The organism is Sphingomonas sp. (assembly GCF_025362505.1).
In the GTDB taxonomy this organism is placed as follows: Bacteria; Pseudomonadota; Alphaproteobacteria; order Sphingomonadales; family Sphingomonadaceae; genus Sphingomicrobium.
Window position 1 is genome coordinate 1 of record NZ_JANYGG010000006.1, and the last position, 24,656, is coordinate 24,656.

At 65.4% G+C, this 24,656-nt stretch carries 26 protein-coding genes; 15 read left to right on the plus strand and 11 right to left on the minus strand.

The window, feature by feature from the left end:
• Positions 1-618, plus strand: a 618-nt coding sequence (locus Q0R27_RS00180) for a glycosyltransferase (protein ID WP_293939985.1), incomplete at its 5' end; no start/stop codon positions are given.
• Between the two features lie 225 nt (positions 619-843).
• Here the strand turns inward: Q0R27_RS00180 and parE are convergent.
• Positions 844-2,829, minus strand: coding sequence for a DNA topoisomerase IV subunit B (gene parE / locus Q0R27_RS00185; protein ID WP_293939986.1), 1,986 nt, complete (start codon positions 2,827-2,829; stop codon positions 844-846).
• Between the two features lie 193 nt (positions 2,830-3,022).
• Here parE and Q0R27_RS00190 point away from each other — a divergent pair, with 193 nt between their 5' ends.
• Positions 3,023-3,433: a hypothetical protein gene (locus Q0R27_RS00190; RefSeq protein WP_293939987.1), complete on the plus strand. Its 411-nt coding sequence runs from the start codon at positions 3,023-3,025 to the stop codon at positions 3,431-3,433.
• Positions 3,434-3,643: 210 nt separating this feature from the next.
• Here Q0R27_RS00190 and Q0R27_RS00195 read toward each other — a convergent pair whose 3' ends face one another.
• From Q0R27_RS00195 to Q0R27_RS00210, 4 genes are all read right to left on the minus strand, one after another.
• On the minus strand, positions 3,644-4,687 hold the full coding sequence (locus Q0R27_RS00195) for a PrsW family glutamic-type intramembrane protease (RefSeq protein WP_293939988.1): 1,044 nt from the start codon (positions 4,685-4,687) through the stop codon (positions 3,644-3,646).
• The gene (locus Q0R27_RS00200) at positions 4,687-7,764 is read right to left on the minus strand and encodes a hypothetical protein (protein WP_293939989.1); all 3,078 of its coding nucleotides are present in this window, start codon (positions 7,762-7,764) and stop codon (positions 4,687-4,689) included. The genes Q0R27_RS00195 and Q0R27_RS00200 overlap by 1 nt, the downstream gene beginning before the upstream one ends.
• A gap of 94 nt (positions 7,765-7,858) precedes the next feature.
• Entirely contained in the window at positions 7,859-9,064 is a 1,206-nt protein-coding gene (locus tag Q0R27_RS00205; RefSeq protein ID WP_293939990.1) for a hypothetical protein, read from the minus strand.
• Positions 9,065-9,233: 169 nt separating this feature from the next.
• Positions 9,234-9,986, minus strand: a complete 753-nt coding sequence (locus Q0R27_RS00210) for a GcrA family cell cycle regulator (protein WP_293939991.1) — start codon at positions 9,984-9,986, stop codon at positions 9,234-9,236.
• Between the two features lie 103 nt (positions 9,987-10,089).
• Between Q0R27_RS00210 and Q0R27_RS00215 the strand changes: the two genes are divergently transcribed.
• The 9 genes from Q0R27_RS00215 to queE all read left to right on the plus strand — a co-directional run bounded on the left by Q0R27_RS00215 (position 10,090) and on the right by queE (position 17,048).
• Positions 10,090-10,941 carry an ABC transporter permease gene (locus tag Q0R27_RS00215; protein WP_293939992.1) on the plus strand — a complete coding sequence of 284 codons (852 nt, stop codon included), beginning with the start codon at positions 10,090-10,092 and terminating at the stop codon, positions 10,939-10,941.
• Between the two features lie 110 nt (positions 10,942-11,051).
• A complete protein-coding gene (locus Q0R27_RS00220; RefSeq protein ID WP_293939993.1) occupies positions 11,052-11,594 on the plus strand; it encodes a hypothetical protein in 543 nt (180 codons plus the stop codon).
• Positions 11,595-11,715: 121 nt separating this feature from the next.
• A complete protein-coding gene (locus Q0R27_RS00225; RefSeq protein WP_293939994.1) occupies positions 11,716-12,903 on the plus strand; it encodes an aspartate aminotransferase family protein in 1,188 nt (395 codons plus the stop codon).
• A complete protein-coding gene (argF, locus tag Q0R27_RS00230; protein ID WP_293939995.1) occupies positions 12,900-13,832 on the plus strand; it encodes an ornithine carbamoyltransferase in 933 nt (310 codons plus the stop codon). The genes Q0R27_RS00225 and argF overlap by 4 nt, the downstream gene beginning before the upstream one ends.
• A 31-nt stretch (positions 13,833-13,863) precedes the next feature.
• Positions 13,864-14,769, plus strand: a complete 906-nt coding sequence (locus Q0R27_RS00235) for an Hsp33 family molecular chaperone HslO (RefSeq protein WP_293939996.1) — start codon at positions 13,864-13,866, stop codon at positions 14,767-14,769.
• 59 nt (positions 14,770-14,828) lie between these two features.
• On the plus strand, positions 14,829-15,206 hold the full coding sequence (locus Q0R27_RS00240) for a DUF3617 family protein (protein WP_293939997.1): 378 nt from the start codon (positions 14,829-14,831) through the stop codon (positions 15,204-15,206).
• A 188-nt stretch (positions 15,207-15,394) separates the two neighbouring features.
• Positions 15,395-15,748, plus strand: coding sequence for a DUF3147 family protein (locus Q0R27_RS00245; protein ID WP_293939998.1), 354 nt, complete (start codon positions 15,395-15,397; stop codon positions 15,746-15,748).
• A complete protein-coding gene (gene queC, locus Q0R27_RS00250; RefSeq protein ID WP_293940016.1) occupies positions 15,715-16,419 on the plus strand; it encodes a 7-cyano-7-deazaguanine synthase QueC in 705 nt (234 codons plus the stop codon). The genes Q0R27_RS00245 and queC overlap by 34 nt, the downstream gene beginning before the upstream one ends.
• Positions 16,416-17,048 (plus strand): 7-carboxy-7-deazaguanine synthase, encoded by a 633-nt coding sequence (queE, locus tag Q0R27_RS00255; RefSeq protein WP_293939999.1) that lies wholly within the window; start codon positions 16,416-16,418, stop codon positions 17,046-17,048. Before queC ends, queE begins: the two co-directional genes overlap by 4 nt.
• Before the next feature lies 1 nt (position 17,049).
• Here the strand turns inward: queE and Q0R27_RS00260 are convergent, their stop codons facing one another.
• From Q0R27_RS00260 to lipB, 3 genes are all read right to left on the minus strand, one after another.
• Positions 17,050-17,712, minus strand: a complete 663-nt coding sequence (locus Q0R27_RS00260; protein ID WP_293940000.1) for a hypothetical protein — start codon at positions 17,710-17,712, stop codon at positions 17,050-17,052.
• Positions 17,713-17,904: 192 nt separating this feature from the next.
• Positions 17,905-18,165 (minus strand): hypothetical protein, encoded by a 261-nt coding sequence (locus Q0R27_RS00265; protein WP_293940001.1) that lies wholly within the window; start codon positions 18,163-18,165, stop codon positions 17,905-17,907.
• An 86-nt stretch (positions 18,166-18,251) separates the two neighbouring features.
• The gene (gene lipB, locus Q0R27_RS00270) at positions 18,252-18,911 is read right to left on the minus strand and encodes a lipoyl(octanoyl) transferase LipB (protein ID WP_293940002.1); all 660 of its coding nucleotides are present in this window, start codon (positions 18,909-18,911) and stop codon (positions 18,252-18,254) included.
• Between the two features lie 63 nt (positions 18,912-18,974).
• On the opposite strand from lipB, the gene Q0R27_RS00275 reads away from it, so the two are divergent.
• The gene (locus Q0R27_RS00275; RefSeq protein ID WP_293940003.1) at positions 18,975-19,802 is read left to right on the plus strand and encodes a hypothetical protein; all 828 of its coding nucleotides are present in this window, start codon (positions 18,975-18,977) and stop codon (positions 19,800-19,802) included.
• Here the strand turns inward: Q0R27_RS00275 and Q0R27_RS00280 are convergent.
• From Q0R27_RS00280 to Q0R27_RS00290, 3 genes are read right to left on the minus strand one after another with little or no spacing between them, the layout of a single operon-like run.
• Positions 19,742-20,365, minus strand: coding sequence for a GNAT family N-acetyltransferase (locus Q0R27_RS00280; RefSeq protein WP_293940004.1), 624 nt, complete (start codon positions 20,363-20,365; stop codon positions 19,742-19,744). The two genes, Q0R27_RS00275 and Q0R27_RS00280, sit on opposite strands and share 61 nt — an antisense overlap.
• A complete protein-coding gene (hemF, locus tag Q0R27_RS00285) occupies positions 20,362-21,204 on the minus strand; it encodes an oxygen-dependent coproporphyrinogen oxidase (RefSeq protein ID WP_293940006.1) in 843 nt (280 codons plus the stop codon). Before hemF ends, Q0R27_RS00280 begins: the two co-directional genes overlap by 4 nt.
• Positions 21,201-21,647: a TrmH family RNA methyltransferase gene (locus Q0R27_RS00290; protein ID WP_293940008.1), complete on the minus strand. Its 447-nt coding sequence runs from the start codon at positions 21,645-21,647 to the stop codon at positions 21,201-21,203. Before Q0R27_RS00290 ends, hemF begins: the two co-directional genes overlap by 4 nt.
• 221 nt (positions 21,648-21,868) lie before the next feature.
• Between Q0R27_RS00290 and petA the strand changes: the two genes are divergently transcribed.
• The 3 genes from petA to Q0R27_RS00305 are packed head-to-tail and all read left to right on the plus strand — an operon-like array spanning position 21,869 to position 24,646.
• Positions 21,869-22,441 (plus strand): ubiquinol-cytochrome c reductase iron-sulfur subunit, encoded by a 573-nt coding sequence (gene petA / locus Q0R27_RS00295; RefSeq protein ID WP_293940010.1) that lies wholly within the window; start codon positions 21,869-21,871, stop codon positions 22,439-22,441.
• Positions 22,442-22,456: 15 nt separating this feature from the next.
• Positions 22,457-23,764, plus strand: a complete 1,308-nt coding sequence (locus tag Q0R27_RS00300) for a cytochrome b/b6 (protein ID WP_293940012.1) — start codon at positions 22,457-22,459, stop codon at positions 23,762-23,764.
• Between the two features lie 9 nt (positions 23,765-23,773).
• Positions 23,774-24,646: a cytochrome c1 gene (locus Q0R27_RS00305; protein WP_293940014.1), complete on the plus strand. Its 873-nt coding sequence runs from the start codon at positions 23,774-23,776 to the stop codon at positions 24,644-24,646.
• The last annotated feature ends 10 nt before the right edge of the window (positions 24,647-24,656 follow it).

Sequence of the window (24,656 nt, forward strand, 5' to 3'; positions counted from 1 at the left end):
CGGCCGTTCGCGATCCTGCCCGGCACGGTCGACCTTGGACGCTTTATGCCGGGGCCGAAGCCCGCAGCGTTGGTCCAGCGCTACGGGCTTGGCGGCAAGCGGGTAATGCTGACGGTCTCGCGGGTCGGCGAGGACCAGAACGAAAAGGGCTTTGCGCGGATAATTCTGCAACTGCCGCGCCTGATCAAGCGCTGGCCCGACCTGGTCTATGTCATTGGCGGAGGAGGCAGCGAACGCGGACGGATCGAGGCGATTGTCGCCGCCGCCGGGCTGGAAAGCCGGGTCGTCATCACCGGCTATATCGAGCCGGCCGAGCTCGCCGATCATTACCGCTTGGCTGACGCTTTCATCCTGCCGAGCAGCGGGGAAGGACTGGGGATCGTCCTGCTCGAGGCGCAGGCATGCGGTATCCCGACCATCGCCAGTTCGCTCGACGGTGGAGCGGAGGCAATCGCTGGGATGGGCTGGGCGGTCGATCCTCACGATGCGGCGGCGGTCGAGCAGGCGCTCGGCGAAGCCTTCGCCCGCTCGCGCGGTCGACCGCCCGGGATTGAAGCCTTCGCGATCGCCGCGTTTGCGTTTCGCATGAACGCGGCGGTTGATCGGCTGTTCGACTAGGCGGGCATCCGCGCGGAGCTGGATAAGCTCGATGACGAAACCCGAAAGGGCGAAGAAGAAATCGACGAACAGCTAGCCGTGACTGACGAGGAAATTATGCGTCAGCGGCGAGACAAACTCGACGTGATAGAGGACGGCGAGCAGGGCGCACATACCGCGCAGGTCTCCAGATTTTCGTAGAATGGAATGAGGCGCGATAGATCGGCCGGGGCCGGAGCCTCGGTCTCAAGCGTCGATGGCGTCTTCGTCGACGCTTGCCGCGCTGGCCTGGATGAAGTTGAAGCGGTGCTCGGGGTTCTTGCCCATGAGGCGCTCGACGAGGTCCTTCACCGGCTGGCGGTCCTGATATTCGGCGGGGAGGGTTATGCGGAGGAGTGAACGGCTCGCCGGGTCCATGGTGGTCTGTTTCAGCTGATCGGGGTTCATTTCGCCGAGGCCCTTGAAGCGGCCGACGTCGACGTTCTTGCCCTTGAATTCCTTGGCCATGATTTCCTCGCGGTGGGCGTCGTCGCGGGCATAGAGCGATTTGGCGCCCACGGTGAGCCGGTAGAGCGGGGGCTGGGCGAGGAACAAATGACCGCGCCTCACCAGTTCGGGCATTTCCTGGAAGAAGAAGGTCATGAGCAAGGTTGCGATGTGCGCGCCGTCGACGTCGGCGTCGGTCATGATGATGACCCGCTCGTAGCGCAGTGCATTCTCGTCGAAGCGGTCGCGGATGCCGCAGCCCAAGGCGAGCTGGAGGTCGGCGATTTCGTTGTTGGCACGGATCTTGTCGGCGGTGGCGGAGGCGACGTTGAGGATCTTGCCGCGGATGGGGAGGATCGCCTGCGTCTTGCGGTTGCGCGCCTGCTTGGCCGAGCCGCCGGCGCTGTCGCCCTCGACGATGAACAATTCGGTGCCGGCGGCGTCGTCGGTGGCACAGTCGGTGAGCTTGCCGGGGAGGCGGAGCTTGCGCGCCGAGGTGGCGGTCTTGCGCTTGACCTCGCGTTCGGCGCGGCGTTTGAGCCGCTCGTCCATCCGCTCGACGATCGCGCCGAGAAGTGCGCGGCCGCGGTCCATATTGTCGGCGAGATAATGGTCGAAATGGTCGCGCACCGCGGCCTCGACGAAGCGCGCGGCCTCGAGGCTGGTCAGGCGGTCCTTGGTCTGGCTCTGGAAGTGCGGGTTGCGCAGGAACAGCGAGAGCATCAGCTCGATCTGGTTGAATACATCGTCGGCGGTGATGTCCTTGGCGCGCTTGTTGCCGACGAGCTCGCCGAACGCGCGCACGCCCTTGGTGAGGGCGGCGCGCAAGCCTGCCTCGTGGGTGCCGCCGTCGGGGGTCGGGATGGTATTGCAGTAATAGGTTTCGCTGCCGTCGGACCAGATCGGCCAGGCGACCGCCCATTCGACCGAGCCCTGGCCGTCGGGGAAATCCTGGCGCCCGGTGAAGGGGGGCGCCGAAATGCACTCGCGGCCTTCGAGGGTTTCGCCGAGGTGATCGCCGAGGCCACCGGGGAACTGGAAGACGGCGGTGGCGGGGACGTCGTCGGAGACGAGGCTGGGGTCGCAGCGCCAGCGGATTTCGACCCCGGCGAAGAGATAAGCCTTCGAGCGGGCGAGGCGGTAGAGGCGGGCGGGGTCGAAGCGCATCTCGGCGCCGAAAATCTCGGTGTCGGGGGTGAAGGTGAGCGTCGTCCCGCGGCGGTTGGGGGCGGCGCCGACCTCCTCGAGCTTCGAGGTGGCGAGGCCGCGCGAAAAGGTCTGGCGATAGAGCTTCTTGTCGCGCGCGACTTCGACGATGGTGTCGGACGAGAGCGCGTTGACGACGCTGACGCCGACGCCGTGGAGGCCGCCCGAGGTGGCGTAGGCCTTGCCCTCGAACTTGCCGCCCGAGTGGAGCGTGGTGAGGATGACCTCGAGCGCCGACTGGCCGGGATATTTGGGGTGGGCGTCGACCGGGATGCCGCGGCCGTTGTCGGTCACCGTCAGGCGGTTGCCGGGGGCAAGGTCGACCTCGATGCGGGTGGCGTGGCCGGCGACCGCCTCGTCCATCGAATTGTCGATGACCTCGGCGGCGAGGTGGTGAAGTGCGCGCTCGTCGGTCCCGCCGATGTACATGCCGGGGCGGCGGCGGACGGGCTCGAGCCCCTCCAGGACCTCGATCGACGAGGCGTCGTAGGTGGCGGGGCTGGCGGCGACGGCGGCGTTGGATGCGAACAGGTCGGACATTGGGGGAACGTCTAGCGGGGGTTGGGGGCTTCAGCCACCATCTTTACGGGGTGATCTGGTGGAGGGCGGACTTTACTGGGCCGCTAGCGTCCCGAACGCACAATTGGCGTCCATTCACGGTTAATGGTAATGTCACCTCATTCCATAAAGGGCGGGGGGAGCCATGCTTCGGTCATTCGTACTAGCGGCCTCGTTGGCGGCTTTGCTGCCGGCTTCAAGCAGCCCATCGGCCGCAGCCAGTTTAAGCGCCCCGCCCGGTCCCAAGGCTAGTGAACCGCTGAATATCGGCTTTGTCCTGTACACCATGAGCGATGCCCCCGGCACTTTGAAAGCCAGATGGAGTTACGCGAACGCCTACAGCGGGCCCGGGGTGGCGACCGGAGGTCCGACCTCGGGGGGCTTTGTCGGACATTATCACGTTCGTTACTTCCTTGAGAATGGTGATTTTTCAGACGAGTATGATCTCGATATCGAGAAGCATGCGCCCGGTGATTTTTACGATGCAACGTGGATCGCCAAGGGCAAGGTTAATGCCAGATGTGTCGGTATGGCGATCCCAGATGGCAAAAGCCTCGCTGTCGGCTGGCGTAGAGTCGACGACTAACCAGCCTCGACACGGTCCAGACAGTCGGACAACTCTTTCGCCCACTTGCGCGATGTTCCGAGATCGGCGAGATCGGCATTATAGTAGGCCCCCCGGTGTCGCGGCAGAACTTGCGCTCCAATCTTGTAACGCTCGCTACCAGAAGGACGTTCCGCAACATCGCAGATCAAGGCTCGGCCCAGCAGGCAAAAGTTTTTACCCGCTGCGCCATCAATGGTGGCGGAGAAGATGTTTGAGTTCGAGCAATTCCCAATCGTCGTGGCGGCTGAATGGCAACAGCGGCTGCAGCGCGGCAAAGCCGGCCTGGCCAATCGCCCCCCGCAGCCGCTCCAGCTCGGCGAGCTGGTCGAGCAGCGCGACGCGCTGGTCGGGCTCGACGTGGCGGTGGTGGTCGAGCAATTCGCGCTCCTCGACCAGCACCAGCTCGGTCTTGAGCTGGCAATAGGCGCGGATCAGTCGACCCTGTTGTTCCCCGGCCCGCGCTACCAGCGCGGCGATGCGACGACCGCTGGCGTCGTCGGGAAAGCCGCCGCCGCGCCACGCCGCCAGCGATACTTCGTGCTCGGCGCGTTCCTCGACCAGCCAGCTTTCGGTCTCGCGCGCACCTAGCCGGAGCAGCATCAACAGCACGAACGGCGCCACCGCCAGCGTCACCGTCATGACTTCGGTCGGCGAATTGGGGAACTGGTTGAACGCCAGGTGGATCAGGCTGGCGGCGAGATAGCCGGGTGCGAACCACAGCAGGCTGAGGTGGAAGCGACCGCCGCCCCGCCGCTCCGCGCCCTCGCCCAGTTCGTGGACGATGGTGGCGAGGATGGCGGTGGTGGTGCCGTGCATCACCGCCGTGCCGAACCCGCGCACCAACCACACTCCGGCCGCCAGGTCGGGATAGCGCAGCAGGTAGAAGACATTCTCGACCACCGAGAAACCGGCGCCGATGGTGAAGCCGCAAATCACCGCGTCGAGGGTGAAGCCGACGCGGTTGCGCCATACCAGCCACAGGATCGCCGCCCCCTTCAGCGCTTCCTCGATCCACGGGGCCACCACCCGGCTGTAAAAAGTGAAGCCCATTGGCAGATTGTCGAGCACCTGCCCGCTGACCGGCCATGCCGCCAGCGCCGCCAGCCCGCCGAGCAGCAGCAGCCCGAGCAATTCTCGCTTGTCCATCAACCGGAACACGTCGAGCCACTCGAACAGCACCGCCAGCAGCAGCACCGGGGCCAGCGCCAGCGTCCAGTTGAGTGCGTCGATCATCACAGGATCTTCAGCGACACCAGATATTCGGTGCGACCTCGGATATCCTTGTCGCCGAACCCGCGCGCGGCGCCCAATGACAAGACCATCGGCAGCCGCATCGCCACCGTGAAGGCAAGGTCGACCTGCGTCCCGACATTGGCCAGCCGATAGCGGGTTCCGTCGGGCGCGCGCAGCACCATTCCCCCACCGAACAGGGCCGGCCGCGCATAGCTCAGGAAAAACGCCGGCGTACCGATTTCGGCGAAGCGGATCGGCGGCAGGTTGATTTCGCCCGTCGCCTTGGCAAAGCGCCGCGCGGCGACCTGGTCGATCCCGAACCCGGGAAAGCTCTCGATCTCGCGATAACGTTTCTCGGGCCGGTTATCGAAGTAGTTGTTGCGAAACGAGCCGAAATAAGTGGCACCGAGCGGGCTTGCCGCACGACCCCCGGCAATCCCGGCCTGGGCATAGATCCACGCCGAACTGTTCGCCAACGGCAGCGGCACGCCATAATCGACTCCGCCGGTGAGATGCGGATAGCTTTGCCCCAACGCATGGTCGACCCCGGCGACCAGCCGCCAGGCAATGCCCTTTTCATGATCGACCCCGCCCAGCGCCTTGCGCGTGTCGGTGTATTTGATGCCCGCCTCGACCGACAGGATGTCGCGCGGCGAGGCGATGTTCTGCGCCGACGGCAATTGCTCCAGCCCGAAATAGCCGGCGACGCTGCCGAACAGGTCGAGCTGGCGCGGGGGATCGTAAATCCGGGTTTTGTCATAGCTGAAGATCACCGCGTCACCCTTGCGGCTGCGCTTGATTGGTCCGGCGAGATCATAAATGTCGGCGTCGTTGTGCCAATAGCGCAATTTCCAGTTGAGGGTCTTGAGCTCGAGGTCGGCGTGGAGGCGCTGGGCAGCAGGCAGGGTGCCAAACGGCGAGACTGACACGCTGGCGCTGAACTGGCGGAACTGAAGCGGGTCTTCGACATGGAAATAATAGCCGAAGGACGGCCGCCCCTGATAGCCCTCGACAATCGGATAGGCCGCCGCCAGTTTCATCCGCCGCGCCGCGACATAATGGCCACGCTCGGTGACCAGCGAGTCGAGGTCGATCTTTGATGGTGAGCCCACCCCCCATGACTTGAGTTCGGGGTGGGTACGGATCACCTTGGTGCCGAGGAATTCGACTGTCCCGAGGTCGTCATAGACGCGCGGCGTGATCAGCGACGGGGTCAGTCCGGCACCGGTATATTCATAGACCAGCAGCCGCCCGTCGGGCCGTGGCATGGGACGGAAGAAACCGGTTGAGGCATTCGACAGCACCTCATATTTTTGTGTCGCGATGGTGAACCGGAAGACATTGGACACGCCGGTATAGTAGCTGGTGCCATTCAGCGACTTGCCGTCGGGGGCGAAGGTGAAGCTTTCGGGGGTCGATGGCGGCAGGTCGAGCCGCGCCACCTCGTCGGGGGTACCGCCGTCCTCGAACGACTGGGTCTTCCACACCTTCACCGATTGCTTGCCGTCGATCTCGCCATAGCTGGCCGAGATCAACGATCCGTCGGGGGACAGGTCGAGGTCGAACGGGACCTGGCCATAGTCAAAGGTATGGATCTGGTTGAACCCGGCATAGGGCGGCGGGATTCGAACCAGCGTGGCATAGCCGTTCTGGTGGCGGATGCCCCAGATCGACTTGTCGCGCGGGTTGACGACGATGTCGCCGATTCGCGCATCCTTGAGCAGCATGCGCCGGGCGCCGCTATCGACATCGACCTCCATCAGGTCGCGAAAGGCGTAATTGTCGTTGGTGTAATAGGCCTTGCGCGCATCGGGGTCGAACGCCAGGCTGGTCACCTTGTAGAGCATCATCCCCTTCAGCTCGGTGAGCTTGCGCAAGCGACCGGTGGCGAGGTCCATCGTGCCAAGAAAGCCGATCTGACCGGGAAAACGGAACGCGGCGACCAGCGAATTGGTCTTTTCATCGACATAGCCGCGCGACATCGACCCCAGTCCCTTGGGGCTGAGATGGGTCACCTTGGTCAGGGGGTAGACGGCCAGCCGGGCGAGGTTGGCGCGTTGGAACAGGCGCTCGTCGGCGAGCCAACGAGCCCAAGCCCGGTCGAGCGAGGTGCCGAATACGTGACGGAACTGGGTGGCGTAGAAACGGGCGCTGCCTTCGTCTCGGCGGAGCCATTCGACCAGCCGATCGGGCCCATAGGTCAGCGCCAGCCAGCTATTGAATCGCGTGCCATAGAGATAGTCGTTGACCCCGACCTGGAAATCGACCGCTGTGCCTTCGCTCTCCAGCGCGAGCGGAGAATAGAGGCGGTCGCCATCGCGGACCTTGGCGCGGAACAGCATTTCGTCATAGCCGCCCTGCGCGCGCCCCAGCCCGCCCGCCATCCACGTTTCGAAAAACACCGCCGAGCCTTCGAGATACCAGCGCGGGACATTGTTTCGCGGGGTAGCGAGGTAATTGTAGAGAATCGATTCGGGGTGTTCCTGGATCGGCATCGGCTTGCCGTGGAGAAATTGCCGCCAGCGCGCGTCCTGCCGGTTCCACACGTCCATCGTCGCGACGTGCGCCAGTTCATGGTTGATCAGCGTGAAGAAGCGCTCGCCCGGGGTGAACGTCTCCATCGAGATGCTGAGCGGGGCGACGTCGAGCAGCACCGCATTATTGGGCGACGAGCGCGCCGCGGCATTGCCGTAATCGCCGAAATCCTTGAGCAGCACCGTCGTCCGGTCCCATGGCTGCCAGTGAAACCGCCGCTTGTGCGCCGCCAGCGCGTTTTCGAAACTGCGCGCGATATAGGGTGTGAGATAGGTTTGGACCGGGTCGAAATAGAGCAGCGAAAGATTGCGCGTCTCAAGCGTCGACAGGTTGATTCCCGAGGCATCGGGGGGAACGTGCTCGGGAGACTTGGCAGGTGCTGGAGCGGGCGCCACCGGCGGGGACGGGGCGCCAGCCACGGGCGGCCCTTCCTTGACGGTGGTGGTGTCGGGCGGGGGCGGCAACGGTTCGGGCTGGACTTGAGCCGTGGCAGCCGAGGCGAGAGCGGTCGTGGCGAGGGCGGTTGCGCCCAGCCAAGCCACCACCAGCGCCCTTGCAAAGGCACGACCGCTCTCCCGCCTCTGCAAGTCCTGCCCCCCGCTACGCTAACCCTGACGCCGACCCACTCACCGGGCGTCAGTTCGACTGCATCGCCTGTGACAGCCCGCCGCTGCGCAGCGCCGCGGCGAACGACGGGTTTATCGCCAGCGCGTTGAACGCCGCCATCTGGCCAATCGCCGCATAAGCTTGGGCATGGGACGCGAACGAAGCCAGCGCCGCCGGTTGGTTGGCGATCTGCGCGAACGCCGCCGGGTTGGCGGTCATCGATGCGAACGCCGAGGGGTTGGCGTTAGCCGCCGCGACCGCCGCCGCATCGACCTTACTCCTGGCCGCCATCGACGCCAGCATGCCCTTGGCATCGAATGCCGAGGCCGCGCTGGCCGAAGCAGCCAGCGCCGCCGCGTCACGCGACGCTGCCTTGAACGCGTCCGCGTTGACGGCCATCGCCGACATCGCGCTCTGCATCGCCGCCGAGTTGAACAATTTGGTGTTGCCGGCAAAGTCGCTGAACGCCTTGGAATTGGCGGCAATCGCGTTGAACGCCGCCGGATCGCGCGAAATCGCGTCCATCGCACGGGCGTCGACGGCGAGCGCCTTGAACGCCGTCTGGCTGTTGGCCATGGCGGCGTCAGCCGCCGGCTGCGCCGCCGCCTGGCGGAAGCTGCTGGCGTCGCGGGCGAAGCGAGCGAAGGCCGCCGGGTTGACGGCGATCGCCTGCAGCGCCGCGCCATGCGGCGCCATCGAGGCGAAGAAATTGGGGTGCTCGGCCATTGCGCTCAGCATCTGCGGCTGGGCGGCGATCTGGCGAAAGGCGCTAGCGTTCATCGCCATCGCCATCGACGCGCGCGACTGGGCATCGCCGGCCATCGCCGCCGCCGATACGGCCTGGGCTGCACGCAGCGCCGCGTTGAACGCGTTGCTATCCTGCGCCAACTTGGCAAACGCGTTAGGATTAGCAGCCATCGCCGACATCGCCGCCGGGCTGCTGGCCAGCGCCGCAAACCCTGGATCGGACGCCAGCGCCCGGAAACTGGGGTTCTTGCTCATCACCTCGAATGCGTCGGTCTGCATCAGCAGCGGGACCGACGTATCGCCCAGCGCAACATCGGTGGCGCCGACCTGACTGACGACATAGCGGTCGGCCGGGGCGATCGTCCCGGCGATCGGGCCGCGAGCCGGGTAGACCCGGCCCAGCCCATAAGCGCCCACGGCAACTGCCAGAACGCCTGCACCAACCAACAAGTAACGATTGTTCGACCGAGCTGCTTCGACGGTGGACATGTCATACCCCCAAGGTTGACCAAAGTAGCAGTCTTAACCACAAGTTAATGTGAGTCAATATCGGGCGACGGTCGGCCGGTCTGGGGTATCACGAAACGATCGTCAGCGCCGATCGCGATTTTATCACAGTCCAATTCACGCTCGCGGCTGATCGTGAACAATCAGGCTGTCAGCGAACGCGCGGGCCACCATAAGGCAACGGCGGCGGCGGGCGGCGGTCGCGGCGGGGGAGTTGGGCCTGGTAGGCAACGCCGCAATGCGCAACGCAGTAGGGGAAGCCCGGGTTGGCGTGGTCGCCGCAGAAGTGGAAGTCGGGCTCGCCCGGATGGCCCATCGGCCAGCGGCAAATGCGGTCGTTGAGGTCGAGCAGGCTGGTGCGGTCGGCGACTTCGGCTGAAGGCTTGGCGGGGACGAGGCGGCGCGGCGGGGCCGGGGGGATCGGCGCCTGGGTGTCGCCGGGCCCCTGGCGGATGAAGCCGCCCGGGCCGACCGAGCGGTACTGGATGGTCGACGGGTCGGCGCCTTCGCGCGCGGGGACGAGGTTCTGCACCGGCATGTTGGCGGCGTCGGTCACGATCGGCTTGCGCACCGGCGGGGCGGGCGGGACAGCCGGAGCCGGCGCGGCGGAGCGCGGGGCGGGAGCGGGCTTGGGTTCGGCCTTCTTCGCAGCGGGTGTGGCCGGCACGGCGACGGCAGGTTTCGCGGCGGCGGTCGGCTTGGTTGCGGGGGCGGCCTTGGCCTTCTTTTCCTTTTCTTCGCCCTGCTTCACTGGCGACGGGCGCGAATCGAGCCCGAGGCGGTGCGCCTTGCCGATCACCGCGTTGCGGCTGACCCCGCCGAGATCGTCCGCGATCTGGCTCGCGGTCAACCCTTGCGACCACATGGCTTTCAGCCGGTCGATCCGCTCGTCAGTCCAGCTCATGCTCACTCCAATCTTGAGGCGCATCGTTGCCGATCGCGCGAATTCGTCAATCGCAGCCGCAAGCGGTTGCGCGTCCCTTGCCCAGTCGATAGGCGATGAGGCCGTGAACGACCAGCCTTCCACGACCAATCCGACGCCCCATTCATCATGGGTCCGCTTCGAGCCGGGGTTCCCGACCTTGAACGGCGTCAACTGGGTCGGGCTGAAGACCCTCTATATAAAGGAGGTGCGGCGGTTTTTGAAGGTCCACATGCAGACGCTGTGGGCGCCGGCGGTCAATGCGTTGCTGCTGCTGACCATTTTTACCGTGGCGCAGGGGCGTTCGGGGCTGCACGTGATGGGGGTGCGGTTCGCCGATTTCATCGCGCCGGGGCTGATCATCTCGGCGATGCTGCAGAACAGCTTCGCCAACTCGTCGTTCGCGTTGCTGGTCGGCAAGATGCAGGGGACGATCGTCGATTATCTCATGCCACCGCTGTCGGTGGGTGAGCTGATCGCCGGGATCGTCGGGGCGGCGGTGACGCGCGCGTTCCTCGTCGGAACGGCGGTGTTCATCGCACTGCTGGTGTGGCCGAACGTGTCGGTCGGGATCGAGCATCCGGTGGCGGTGCTGTGGTTCGGCCTGATGGGGTCGGTGATGCTCGGGCTGCTGGGGCTGCTGACGTCGATCTGGGCGGACAAGTTCGACCAGTCTGCGATGGTCACAAACTTCGTCGTGCTGCCGCTGTCGTTGCTGTCGGGGACGGTTTATTCGGTCGATCAGCTAAGCCCGGTGTTCCGTGCGATCAGTCATGCCAACCCGTTTTTCTACGTTATTTCGGGGTTCCGTTATGGTTTCCTCGGGGTGAGCGATTCGCCGATCCTGATCGGGGCGACCGGGCTGCTGGTCCTGAACCTTGTCCTGTGGGCGGCCTGCTATGCGTTGCTCAGGAGCGGGTGGAAGATCAAGAATTAGGGCGCGCGGCAGTAACAAAGTTGAACGGCGGATAACGGACGCGTTCAGGGTCGGCGCAGGCGAGGTCACTTAGAAGCATTGCAACTCCACTTGTCGGAAAGGACAGTGCAATGCGTAAGTTCCTCATCAGCGCCGCCGTCGCCGCTTCGGCCTTGACCGCCGTCGCCAGCCCCGCCGCCGCGCAATATTACCCGCAGCAGGGCTATGGCTACGCCCAGCCGAATTACGGCTATAATCAGGGCTATAATAACCAGTACAACCGTGGCGACGCGCGTTTCCTGATCGCCCGGGTCGATCAGGTCCGTCAGCAGATCCGGATGCTCGCTCGCAATCGGTCGCTCTCGGGGCAGGAGGCCTATCGCCTCGATTATGAAGCGCTGCAGCTGCGCAACATGGTTCGCCAGTCGGCCTACAACGGCATCGACCGCCGCGAGCAGTGGCAGTTCCAGCGCCAGATCCAGCGGCTTGAGCAGCGCGTCAGCTACAATGCGAACGACCGTGACGGCCGCTATGATCGGGGCAGCGGCTTTGGGTACCAGAACCAATATGGCCAGTACCAATATGGCCAGCAGAACGGCGACTGGCAGAACGGTGGCGACGACCATCGCGACGGCGACCGCCACGACAATGGCGACGATCGCGACAACGACTAGGCTGCACGGCTTCTCGCCGAAGGCTGTAGGGGAGGCGTCCGGTTTCGACCGGGCGCCTTTTCCTTTTGGGGTGCGCTGGCTATAGGCCCCGGACCAGCCAATCACCCTACAGGAGCCCTTCATGGCCATCACGCCGCTCATGCCCGTCTACCCGCGCTCGCCCGTGCGGCCGGTGCGAGGCGAGGGCCCCTATCTGTGGGGCGAGGGCGGCGAGAAATATCTCGATTTCGCAAGCGGGATCGCGGTCAATCTGCTCGGCCATGGCCATCCGCATGTGACCAAGGCGGTGCAGGAGCAGGCCGCGAAACTGGTCCATGTGTCGAATCTTTATGGCAGCCCGCAGGGCGAGGCGTTCGCGCAGCGGCTGGTTGACCTGACCTTCGCTGACACGGTGTTCTTCACCAATTCGGGCGCTGAGGCGGTCGAATGTGCGATCAAGACCGCGCGGCGATATCATCACGTCCACGGCAACAAGCACAAGTTCGAGCTGATCAGCTTCTCGAATGCGTTCCACGGGCGGACGCTCGGCACGATCAGCGCGACCAACCAGGAGAAGATGCGCGATGGCTTCGAGCCGCTGCTGCCCGGCTTCACCGTGGTCGAGTTCGACAATCTCGAGGCAGCCAAGGCGGCGATCGGCGAGCATACGGCAGGTTTCCTGGTCGAACCGGTGCAGGGCGAGGGCGGCATCCGCCCGGCGTCGATGGAGTTCATGAAGGGGCTTCGCGCGCTCGCCGACGAGCATGACTTGATGCTGCTGCTCGACGAGGTCCAGTGTGGCGTCGCGCGGACCGGCACGCTCTATGCGCACGAGCAATATGGCATCACCCCCGACATCATGGCGACCGCCAAGGGCATCGGCGGCGGCTTCCCGCTCGGGGCATGCCTCGCGACCGAGAAGGCCGCGGCGGGGATGGTCGTGGGGACGCACGGGTCGACCTATGGCGGCAATCCGCTGGCGATGGCGGCGGGGCAGGCGGTGTTCGATGTCGTCGCCAACGACGAGTTCCTGGCGCAGGTGAAGGCGACCGGCGAGCGGTTGCGGTCGGCGCTCGAGCAGATGATCCCCAACCATGACGCGATCTTCGAAGGGGTGCGGGGGATGGGCCTGATGCTTGGGCTCAAGATGAAGACCGACAGCCGCGACTTCGTCTTGTACCTGAGGACGCGGGGCATTTTGACCGTCGCGGCGGGGGACAATGTCATCCGCGTACTGCCGCCGCTCAACATCGAGGAAGCGCATATCCGCGAGTTCGTCGACGGGCTGTCGGCGGCGGCGTCGGAGTATAAGGTTTCGGCAGCGGCGTGACGGAACTGCGTCACTTCCTCAGCCTCTCTGACGCTGGCGGAGAGGCGATCGCCGCGATTCTGAACGATGCGCAGGATCGTAAGGCGGCGCGTGCCGGATGGCCCAAGGGCAGGGCCGACGCCGACAGGCCGCTCGACGGTTATGTGCTGGCGATGATTTTCGAGAAGAACTCGACGCGCACCCGGGTCAGCTTCGACCTGGCTATGCGGCAATTGGGCGGGAGTGCGATCATTCTCGATACCGCTTCGAGCCAGCTCGGGCGCGGCGAGAGCGTCGGCGATACCGCGCGGGTGTTGTCGCGTTTCTCTGACGCGATCATGATCCGGACGAACGATCATTCGAAGGCCGAGGAACTGGCGGCGGCGGCGAGCGTGCCGGTGATAAACGGGCTGACCGACCTGTCGCATCCATGCCAGATTCTGGCCGACATGCTCACGCTGATCGAGCGCAAGGGCAAGCTTGCGGGGAGCAAATGGGCGTGGTTCGGGGACGGCAATAATGTCTGCAATTCGCTGGTCGAGGCGGCGTCGCTGATGTTCTTCGACGTGACAGTGGCGTGCCCGGAAGGGTTCGAGCCCGACATGGACATGCTCAAGGCGGCGGCCGCGCGCGGTCGAAGCGTGCCGATCGTTCGCGATGCGGCAGTCGCAGCAGCAGGCGCGGATGTGATTGCGACCGACACCTGGACCTCGATGGGGCAGAGCGACAGCGACAATCGCGCCAAGGTGATGGCGCCTTATGCGGTCAACGAGGCGATGATGGCGCGCGCCGGCGAGGATGCGTTGTTCATGCACTGCCTCCCTGCGCACCGCGGTGAGGAAGTGACCGACGCGGTAATCGACGGGCCGCAGTCGGCGGCCTGGGACGAGGCAGAGAACCGCCTCCACGCGCAGAAGTCGCTGCTATTGTGGTGCCTCGGCAAGTTGTGATCGGGGCGCGCCGCTCCTATCTCGCGCGGCGATGACGAAGAATTTAAGTTCTGATGTCGCGCTGGGCGTGACGATCCCGGCCCGCCATGCGCGCGGCCGCGTGGCGCGGCTGGGGGCGTCGCTCGATGCGGTGCTGGCCAATCACAGCTATCCGCCGGTGATCGAGCGGCTGCTGGTCGAAGCGCTGACGCTGACCGCGCTGTTGGGGACGTTGCTGAAGGATCGTACCGGGCAGATGACGCTCCAGGCGCAGGCCGAGGGTGGGATCGTCGACCTGCTGGTGTGCGATTATCTTGGCGGGGAGTTGCGCGGTTATGTGCGCCACGACCCGGAGCGGCTGGCCGACGCGGGGCCGAACCCGTCGCTGTTCGCGCTGTTCGGCAAGGCGTTCCTGGCGATCACGTTCGACCAGCCGGCGACCGAGGAACGCTACCAGGGGATCGTGCCGCTCGACGGCGAGAGCCTCGCGCAGGCGGCGCAGGCTTATTTTACCCAGTCCGAGCAGATCCCTTCGATCGTCCGTCTCGCGACGCACAAGGGCGAGGACGGGTGGCACGCCGGGGGCTTGCTGTTCCAGCATCTTCCCGAGGGCGAGGAAGGGCGCGAGCGGTTGCACACGCGGCTCGACCATCCCGACTGGCCGCACGTTGCGGTGCTGGCGGGGTCGGTCAAGGGTGAGGAGCTGACCGATCCGGCGGTGCCGCTCGACGATCTGATCTGGCGGCTGTTCCACGAAGAGGAGGAAGTGCGAACGCTGGAGCCGATCAACTTCTCCAAGGGGTGTCGCTGCGATCCAGACTATGTGCGGTCGGTGATCGCCCGCTTTCCGGTGGCGGAGCGGGCCGAGATGGTCGGTGACGATGGGCTGATCCGGGTCGATTGCGCCTTTTGCGCGACCAGCTTCCCAATCCATTTCGACGAGGCCGACGCCGCATAGTGGCGTTAACCCTTGGCGTGGTAAACGAACTCATGGGCAGGGAGTATAAGCGAGTCGCCATGGCGACAATCGCCGTGGCGTCGACCGCGCTGCTTGTGGGCGCGGTCGATGTTCTTTCTCCGCGCAGCGCCCGGCCCGGGCTGTGGGACATCAGCCTCAGCGCCAATGGTTCCAACTCCCGGCGGGCGTGTCTCGCCGACCCGATGATTCTTACCCAGTGGGAGCATCGCCGCAGCGCCTGTACGCGCGTCGTGATCGCCGAGCATGGCGCGCAGGCGACGGTTCATTACACCTGCTCGGGGGGCGGCTTTGGCCAGTCGGCGATGACCCTGCTCACCCCGCGATCGATCAGGGTCGAGACGCAGGGCATCTCGGACGGGCTGCCGTTCGATTATGTGCTCCATGCGCGCCGCGCCGGGGATTGCCCGGTCCACTAACATTGGTCGGAAAAGGTCCAAGCGTTAAGCCGCCGTTTACCATCGATCGGCTAAGCAGGGCGGGTGCCGATTGGGGCACGCTTTCCTCCCTACGGGTGACGAACCCGACCTGGGCCGCTCGCATATCGCGCAGCGGCCCGATTTTTGTGCCCTGTCATTCGCGATGGCGGGGAGTTAAAGCGCCGCCCATGCTTTATTTTGCTATCAAGGCGGCGGTTTCCGGGTTGATCGTCGCACTCGTGTCCGACGTCGCGCGGCGCTTTCCCGGATGGGGCGGGCTGCTCGCGTCGCTGCCATTGGTGTCGTTGCTGGCAATGATGTGGACCTATCGCGATGGCGGAGGGGACACGGAGCAGGTCGCCGCGCTGGCGACGAGTGCCTTCTGGTTCGTCATCCCGTCGCTGCCGCTGTTCCTGATCCTGCCCGCGCTACTGCGGTCGGGGGTCGGCTTCTGGACAGCGATGGGAATATCCTGCGCGATCACGCTGGCGCTTTACGCCGGCTTCTTCTGGATCGCGCCGAGGCTCGGGATCGCGCTGTGAAGCGAGCGGTGGTGCTGCTGTCGGGCGGGCTCGATTCGATGGTCTGCGCCGCCCTGGCGCGGGAGCAGGGGTTTGCCGTGCTCGCGCTGACGGTCGATTATGGCCAGCGCCACCGGGTCGAGATTGACGCGGCGCGGACGATCGCGGCCAGCCTCGCCGAGCGCCACATCATCCTGCCGCTCGACCTGACCGCGTTCGGCGGCTCGGCGCTGACCGCCGATATCGCCGTGCCCAAGGGCGGGGTCGAGGCGGGGATTCCGGTGACCTACGTTCCGGCGCGCAACACGGTGTTCCTCAGCGTGGCGCTGGCGTGGGCCGAGGCGGCAGGGGCGCGGGATCTGTTCGTCGGGGTCAATGCGCTCGATTATTCGGGCTATCCCGACTGCCGGCCCGAGTTCATCGAGGCATTCGAAAATCTCGCCAATCGCGCTACCAAAGCGGGAGTGGAGGGCGAGGGATTCACGATCCACGCGCCGCTGCAGCATATGACCAAGGCCGACATCGCGCGCGAGGCGGCTCGGCTGCGACTCGACGCCGGGCTGAGCCATAGCTGTTATGATCCGGCCGCCGATGGCGGGGCGTGCGGGCTGTGCGACGCGTGCCGGCTGCGCGCAAAGGGGTTCGAGGAGGCGGGGCTCGCCGATCCGACGCGCTACGCCGCGCGCCGATGAGCTACGCGGTCAAGGAAGCCTTCCTCACGCTTCAGGGCGAAGGGGTTCAGGCGGGGAGCCGGGCAGTGTTCCTGCGCTTTGCCGGGTGTAATCTGTGGTCGGGCCGGGAACAGGATCGGGCGACGGCCGAGTGCCGATTTTGCGACACGGATTTTGTCGGCACCGATGGCGAGAATGGCGGCAAGTTCGGCGGTGCGGACGCTTTGGCGACGATGGTCGAGCAACTGTGGGGCGAGGGGCGGGACCATCGCCTGGTGGTTGTCACCGGCGGCGAGCCAATGCTGCAGTTCGACGCGGCGCTGCTCGATGCATTGCATGCGCGGGGGTTTCGCGTGGCGATGGAGAGCAATGGGACGCTGGCGGCGCTGCCCGGGATCGACTGGCTGTGCGTCAGTCCCAAGGCCGCGACCGAGGTGGTCCAGCGTTCGGGAGATGAGCTCAAGCTGGTTTGGCCGCAGGACGGGATCGATCTCGACGAGCTGGAGCGGTGGGACTTCGCCCATCGACTCATCCAGCCAATGGACGGGCCCGAGCGCGAGGCGGCGCTGGCCGCGTCGATCGCGCTGGTAATGGAGCGGCCGCTATGGAGGCTCACGCTGCAGGCGCACAAGGTCGTCGGGCTACCCTAGATCAGCGCAGACACTTGCGCTTCACCAGCCCGTATTTGTCGTAGCAGTTATCGGGATAGCGGATCTCCGCCATCGACACGTAAAGCTTGCGCACGCCCCAGATCGGATCGCCGGCGAAGACGAGGCTGTTGCGCAGGGCGCGCATGTTGGCTTGCGCAAAGGGTAGCAGGCCGCCGCGGGGCACGAACCTCAGCTGCTTGCCGGTGAGCGATGCCTGGTGACAGAATCCGCGCTGGGCATAAAGCGTCGACCAGCCATTGTAGCTGCGCGTATCGTAGCGGTTGAGCATCTGCATCGCGGCGCGGACCTTGGCTGGCCCGGTGCCCTCTGTGGTGCGCGCGAAATAGGCGGTAATGGCCTTGTAGGCGGCGGCGAGCTCCTCGCGGTGGTCGGCGAGCATCGCGTTGTAATTGTCGGTCGTGTCGAGGAACGCAGAGTGCGAGCATTGCAGCGCGGCGACGTTAAGACCGGAGCGCATGCTCCAGACGAGAGCGGCGGAATATTCCTCCGGGGTCGCACCGGGAAAGGGCAGGCCGAGGCCTGCCTCGCTGCCGATGACCGTGCCACCGGCGAAAACCGGCGGGACGATATAGACTTGGGCCGGGGCCAGGGTAGGCGTCGCCGACATAATGACGGCAAGCATCGCGGAGAATATTCGGAGCAATTCGAGCACCTTCTGACGATCGGACCGTTCGCGCGGGCGGCCGCTGGGTGGAGTGGTGAACCTACGGCAATCGCGTCGCGAGGCAAGGCGCAAAAAAGGGACCGCCAGACAAGCTGGCAGCCCCTTGATCGTTCGACCTTGCGGCACGAGTGCCGCAGGTGACCAGCGGCCGGAGCAAGCCCCGGCCCGCGATTACATCGCGTTTTTGGTCGTGGTGTTCGTGGTGTTCGTGGTGGTCGTCGTGTTCATGCCGGTGGCATTCATCGACATGTTGGCATCGGCCGCCATGTTTCCGCCCATGTTCGACGAAGCGTCAACCGCAGTCGTATCGTTCGTGGTGACGTTCTCGGTGGTCATGTTGGTATCGACATTCATCGTGTTGTTCGCGGCTTCCTTGCTGCTGCAAGCAGAAACCGCCAGGGCCGCACCAGCGACCAGGATCAGAGCACGCATTCAGAAACTCCCTTGATTATTAGATCTGCAGCAGGGACCCCCACTTTGCAAATCACGGGCATAATAGTCGAAAAGATCGCAATGTCTCAAGGGGCTTTGCACTTTGTGCTCAAAATGGTGAGAAATTGGGCAAATTCAGCCCTTAGCGACGCGTCCAGATCGGCCATCGAGGCCTTATTTCCCAAAACGGCAAGGCTGGTGACGCCATGATCGCGGATTCCACATGGCACGATTCCGCCGAAGTGAGACAGGTCGGGCGCGACGTTGATCGAGAAGCCGTGGAGCGTGACCCAACGTTTCACCCGCACGCCGATCGCGGCGATCTTGGCTTCGTCGGGGCCGTTGCCGACCCACAGGCCGATGCGGCCGGGTTCGCGCCGCGCGGCGACACCGAGGCGGGCGAGCGACGCGATCAGCCAGCCCTCGAGCGTATGGACGAAATGGCGGACGTCGCGCCCGCGCGAATCGAGGTCGAGCATCAGATAGCCGACCCGCTGGCCGGGGCCGTGATAGGTGAAGCGCCCGCCGCGTCCGGCGTCGAAGACGGGAAAGCCGGCGGGGTTCATCAGTTCGGCCGGATCGGCGCTGGTCCCTGAGGTGAACAAGGGCGGATGCTCGACCAGCCAGGCGAGTTCGGGCGCGGTGCCGGCGCGGATCGCCGCGGCGCGGGCGTCCATCGTGGCGAGCGCTGCGGGGTAGGGCAGAAGGCCAGGCTCGACGCGCCATTCGGGTTGAGGCAGGTTCATCGCCGTCCCGATTGCCAGCCGCTGGCTCGGCCCGCATATACGCCCAAGATTTGGGAGAGATGCGTGACGCCATTGTCGATTTCGAGAGCGTGGGAGGAGACGACCACGTTCGTTGCCCGCGAGACGCGGCTGATCGTGCCGCTGGCGCTGGCGCTGATCGCGCTGCCGGCGGTGATTTTCGGTCTTGCCGCGCCCGATGTGACCAACGAGGTCGCAGCGCGGTCGCCCGGGTTGATGGCGCTGATGCTGGGCGTGTTCCTGATCGGCGCGGTGGGCCAATTGGCGATCGCGCGACTCGCGCTGGGGCATCGCGAACGATTGGGTGAAGCGATTCGCCACGGCGCTGCTCGCTTGCCCGCGCTGGTCGGCGGGTTTCTTGTCGTCGGGCTCCCCCTGGGGTTCGTGCTGGCGCTGGTCGTCGGCGCCGCCGCGGTCGTCGGCAAGGCCGGGGCCGGGGCGGGCAAGGCCGGCGCGGCGCTGATCCTGCTGGCGCTCATGACCGCGCTGTTCATCGCGATGCTGATCATCTTCGCGCGCTGCCTGCTGATGTTGCCGCTCGCTTCGGTCGAGGCGGGGGGTCCGTTGCGACTGATCAAGCGCAGCTTTGCGGTCAGCCGCGGGGCAGTGCTCCGCCTGCTTGCGGCGGCGGCGCTCTTCCTGGTCGGCGGTGTGGTAATCCTGATCGCGGTGCGAAGCGTCGTCGGGGCGCTCGTCATCGTCGCGCTCGGCAAGCCCGAGGCGTGGACCGTGTCGGCGCTCCTGATCGCGCTGGTAGACGGGGCGATGCAGGCGCTGATCGGGACGGTGTTCACCATTTTCACCGCGCGGCTCTATGCCCAGCGATCGGGCGAGGCGGGGCCGGAATCCGGGGTGCCGAGCAGCGCCACCTGAGGCGCGGCGTCGGGTGGCAATATGCCCGCGGCGCGGGGATCGGCGAAGCGCTCGATGGCGCGGGCGTAGGGAGTGAAACCCGCGCGGCGGTAGGCGGCGAGCGCGGCGGGGTGGTCGAGCGTGCAGGTGTGGACGTGGACCCGCGTGACGTCGGTGTGCGCCCAGGCGCGGGTGACAGCTTCGGCAAGCAGCCAGCGGCCGTGGCCCTGGCCGGAGAGTCCAGGAATGAGACCGACGAACGACAGCTCGCACTCGCCGGGTTTGCGATAGTCTAGCTCGAGCATGCCGACGTCTTCGCCTGCCTCGTCGATCACCGCGCTCAGCGCGACCGCCGGGTCGTGGAGCAGGGCGGTGAGCTCGGCGTCGCTGGCGACGAGTCGCGAGAACCACAGCCACGGCGCGCCGACCGTGCGGAACAGGGTGCGGTACGCGTCGGGGGCGACGCGCTCGCGGCGGTCGAGGCGGAGCGGGGACGGCGGGATGGTCATTCCCGGCGGCGCGCGCATGTCGAGGTAAGTTACGACCGCCGCCAATTCGGTGCCGGCGATCGGCGCGTAGCTCATGACCAGGTCGCCACTGGTGGCAGGCTCATCAGGATCGCGTCGATGTTGCCCCCGGTCTTGAGCCCGAACAGGGTGCCGCGGTCGTAGAGCAAGTTGAACTCGACGTAGCGCCCGCGATATTCGAGCAGCTTCGTGCGGTCCTCGTCGGTGAACGGCTGGTTCATCCGCCGCCGGACGATTTGCGGGAAGACGTCGAGGAACGCCTCGCCGACGTCGCGGGTGAAGGCAAAATGGGAGTCGAAATGATCCTCGAGCCGGTCGTAGAAGATGCCGCCGACGCCACGCGCGACATTGCGGTGGGGCAGCCAGAAATACTCCTCGGCCCATTTCGAGAAGCGCGGATAGAAGGTCGGGTCGTGGGCGGCGCAGGCGGCGCGAAGCCGGGCGTGGAAGGCGGCGGTGTCCTCGTCGTTGGGGATCGTCGGGTTGAGGTCGGCGCCCCCGCCAAACCAGCGCCGCGTGGTGGTGAGGAAACGCGTGTTCATGTGGACCGCGGGGACATGCGGGTTGGCCATGTGCGCGACGAGGCTGATGCCGGTGGCAAAGAAGCTCGGGTCCTCGTCCGCGCCGGGAATCGAGGCGGCGAATTCGGGGCTGAACGTGCCGCCGACGGACGAGACGTTGACCCCGACCTTTTCGAACACCTGGCCGGTCATCTGGCCGCGAACGCCGCCGCCGCCTTCGGAACCGTCGCTCTCTGTGCGGTCCCACGGCGTGAAGACGAACGACGCGTCGGAGCCGGCTTCGCGTTCGATCGCTTCGAATTCCGCGCAGATGCGGTCGCGCAGGCTTTCGAACCAGCTTCTGGTGGTAGTTTGCTGATCGTCGAGGGGCTTCATGGCAGGCTTTCGGTCTGGCGCAGCGCTTCGCCAAGGGCAAGGGCGGCGGCGGTGGCGAGGTTGAGCGAACGGACCGCAGCACGGATCGGGATCCGCACCGCGAGGCCGCAGGCGGCGGCGACATGGTCGGGAACGCCGGCGCTTTCCTTGCCGATGATCAAAATGTCGTCGGGCGCGAACACGTCGTCGTAGAGCGAGGTCGTCCCCTTCGTCGTCAGCAAGACGAGGCGGCCGGGGCGAACGGCGCGAAACGATGCCCAGTCGCGGTGGCGGGTGATGTCGACTTCGTCGATATAGTCCATCGCGGTGCGGCGGACGCGCGCGTCGTCCCACTGAAAGCCCAGCGGTTCGATCAGGTCGACCGCAACGCCGAGGCAGGCGCCGAGGCGGAGCACGGCGCCGACGTTGCCGGCGATCTCGGGCTGGTAAAGCGCGATGCGCATGGCCGGCGCGCTTAGCAGGTCGCCTGCGCGCTGCAAGCGCGCTGCAGTCCAAACCGCGAAACGGCGTGACCGGCGCGGCGCACGCTTCGGCCCGTTTTGGCGTTTGCATCATCCGGGCGAGGCGCTATCAGGCGCGCCAGACGTCTCGGGCTTCGTCCGGGTGCGAAGCAACTTATCGACCGGTCGCGGCAGCCTTCGCGGACGGATTCTCAAGGGTGAACATGGCAACGCTGGAAACCAATCCGCCGCACGAGAAGCTGGATGTGGCCGAAGACGGCGTCCGTCGTCGCGACTTCATCAATGTCGCCGCGGTGAGCTTCGCCGGGGTCGGCGCGGTGGCGGTGGTCGCCCCGTTGCTCAGCCAGATGGCGCCGTCGGCCGATGTGCTGGCGATGGCCTCGGTCGAGGTCGACGTGTCCAAGATCCAGCCGGGTCAGGCGATCAAGACCAGCTGGCGCAAGCAGCCGGTGTTCATCCGCAACCTGACGGCCAAGGAAATCGTCGAGGCCAATGCGGTTGACCTGTCGACCCTGCGTGACCCGCAGACGCTGGCACAGCGGACCAAGCCGGGTCACACCAACTGGCTGATCACGCTCGGCGTTTGCACCCATTTGGGCTGCATTCCGCTGGGCACCGGCGAAGGCGAGAATAAGGGTCCGTTCGGAGGCTATTTCTGCCCCTGCCACGGCTCGGCTTACGACACGGCCGCGAGAATCCGCAAAGGCCCGGCGCCGAAGAACTTGTTCGTGCCGAACTATTCGTTCAATTCGCCGACCGTCGTCAAAATCGGTTAAGGGAAAGCATTCGACATGAGCTTTGGCTGGGCCCGCGAATATGAACCCAAGAGCGATTTAAGCCGCTGGTTCGACCAGCGCCTGCCGCTTCCGCGGCTGGTCTATGGAGCGCTTGGCGGCGGGTATCCGGTGCCGCGCAACCTCAATTATTTCTGGAATTTCGGCGTGTTGGCGGGGCTGATGCTGGCCACCCAGATCGTCACCGGAATCGTCCTGGCGATGCATTATTTCGCGACCGCCGACGGGGCGTTCAACAGCGTCGAGCACATCATGCGCGACGTCAACGCCGGATGGATGCTGCGCTATGCCCACGCCAATGGCGCGAGCATGTTCTTCGTGGTGGTCTATGTCCACATTTTCCGCGGGCTCTATTTCGGCAGCTACAAGGCGCCGCGCGAGTTGATCTGGATGCTCGGTCTGGTCATCTACCTGCTGATGATGGCGACCGCGTTCATGGGCTATGTGCTCCCGTGGGGGCAGATGAGCTATTGGGGGGCGCAGGTCATCACCGGCTTCTTCTCGGCCTTCCCGATCGTCGGCGAGCCGCTGCGGATCTTCCTGCTCGGCGGCTATGCGCCCGACCAGTCGGCGCTCAACCGCTTCTTCTCGCTCCATTACCTGCTGCCGTTCGTGATCGCGGGGGTGGTCATCCTCCACATCTGGTCGCTGCATATCCCCGGTTCCGGCAACCCCACCGGCGTCGATGTGAAGACCGAGCAGGACACGCTGCCGTTCCATCCCTTCTACACTGCCAAGGACGGGTTCGGGGTTGGCGTCTTCCTGATTCTCTATGCGATCTTCATCTTCTTCTTGCCCGATTACCTTGGGCACGCGGACAATTATATCCCGGCCAACCCGCTGTCGACGCCGGCGCACATCGTTCCCGAATGGTATTTCTGGCCATTTTACGCGATCCTTCGCGCTTTCACGACCGACTTCATCCTGCCGGCGAAGTTGTGGGGCGTGGTGGCGATGTTCTCGTCAATCCTGCTGCTGTTCTTCCTGCCGTGGCTCGACACCTCGCCGGTGCGGTCGGGCAATTACCGCCCGCTGTTCAAGCGCTTTTTCTGGCTGCTGGTCGCCGACGTGATCTTACTCGGCTGGTGCGGCGGGGCGCCGGCGACGCCACTCTACGTGATGCTCGGCCAGGTCGCAGCGGCCTATTATTTCCTCCACTTCCTGGTGATTCTGCCGCTGGTGTCGAAGTTCGAGCGGCCGCTGCCATTGCCGTCGTCGATCTCGGCGTCGGTGCTGCATGGCGAGGAACAGGAAAGTGCTCCCTACGGGCTCGCGACCACGCACGCGCCCGTGGCTGCCGAATAAGGACCCGACATGATCCGCAAGCTCGCCTTTCTCGTCGGCATCGCCTTTGCCGGCGTCCTGTTGCTGTCGCTGTTCGTCAATCTGAAGTCGTTCATCACGGATCCGCCGGCGCCGACCGCCGAGAGCATCTTCCATCGCGAGGCGAAGGAACTTGAACTCGCCAGCAACGGTCCGTTCGGCAAGTATGACCGGCAGCAGCTCCAGCGCGGTTTCCAGGTTTACAAGGAAGTCTGCTCGGCGTGTCATTCGTTGAAGCTCGTCGCGTTCCGCGACCTGCGCGAGATCGGCTATTCCGAAGCCGAGGTGAAGGCGATCGCCAACCAGTGGTCGACCGAAGTGCCGTCGATTAACCCGGAAACCGGCGAGCCCGCGACGCGCAAAGCGCTGCCGGCCGATTATTTCCCGAGCCCCTACGCCAACGAGACCGCCGCGCGCGCCGCCAACAACAATGCGCTGCCGCCCGACTTCTCGCTGATCACCAAGGCGCGCGAGGGCGGAGCCGCTTACGTCCATTCGCTGGTGACCGGCTATGCCAGCCAGCCAGCTGAGATGCTCAAGCAGTTCCCTGACGCCAAGACGCCGAACGGGCTTTATTACAATCCCTATTTCGCGAACCTCAACATCGCGATGCCGCCGCCGCTCGTCGCCGACGGGCAGGTGACCTACGCCGACGGGACGAAATCGACGGTCGAGCAGAATGCCAAGGACGTCTCGGCGTTCCTGGTGTGGACCGCCGAACCCAAGCTCGAGGCGCGCCATGCGACCGGGATCACGGTGCTCATCTTCCTGCTCATCGCGACGATCCTCGCTTACTTGAGCTACCAGAACATCTGGGCCGAGGCGAAGCGCAAGGTGGCACCGAAACCGGACGCGGCGCACTAAACCACAGTCC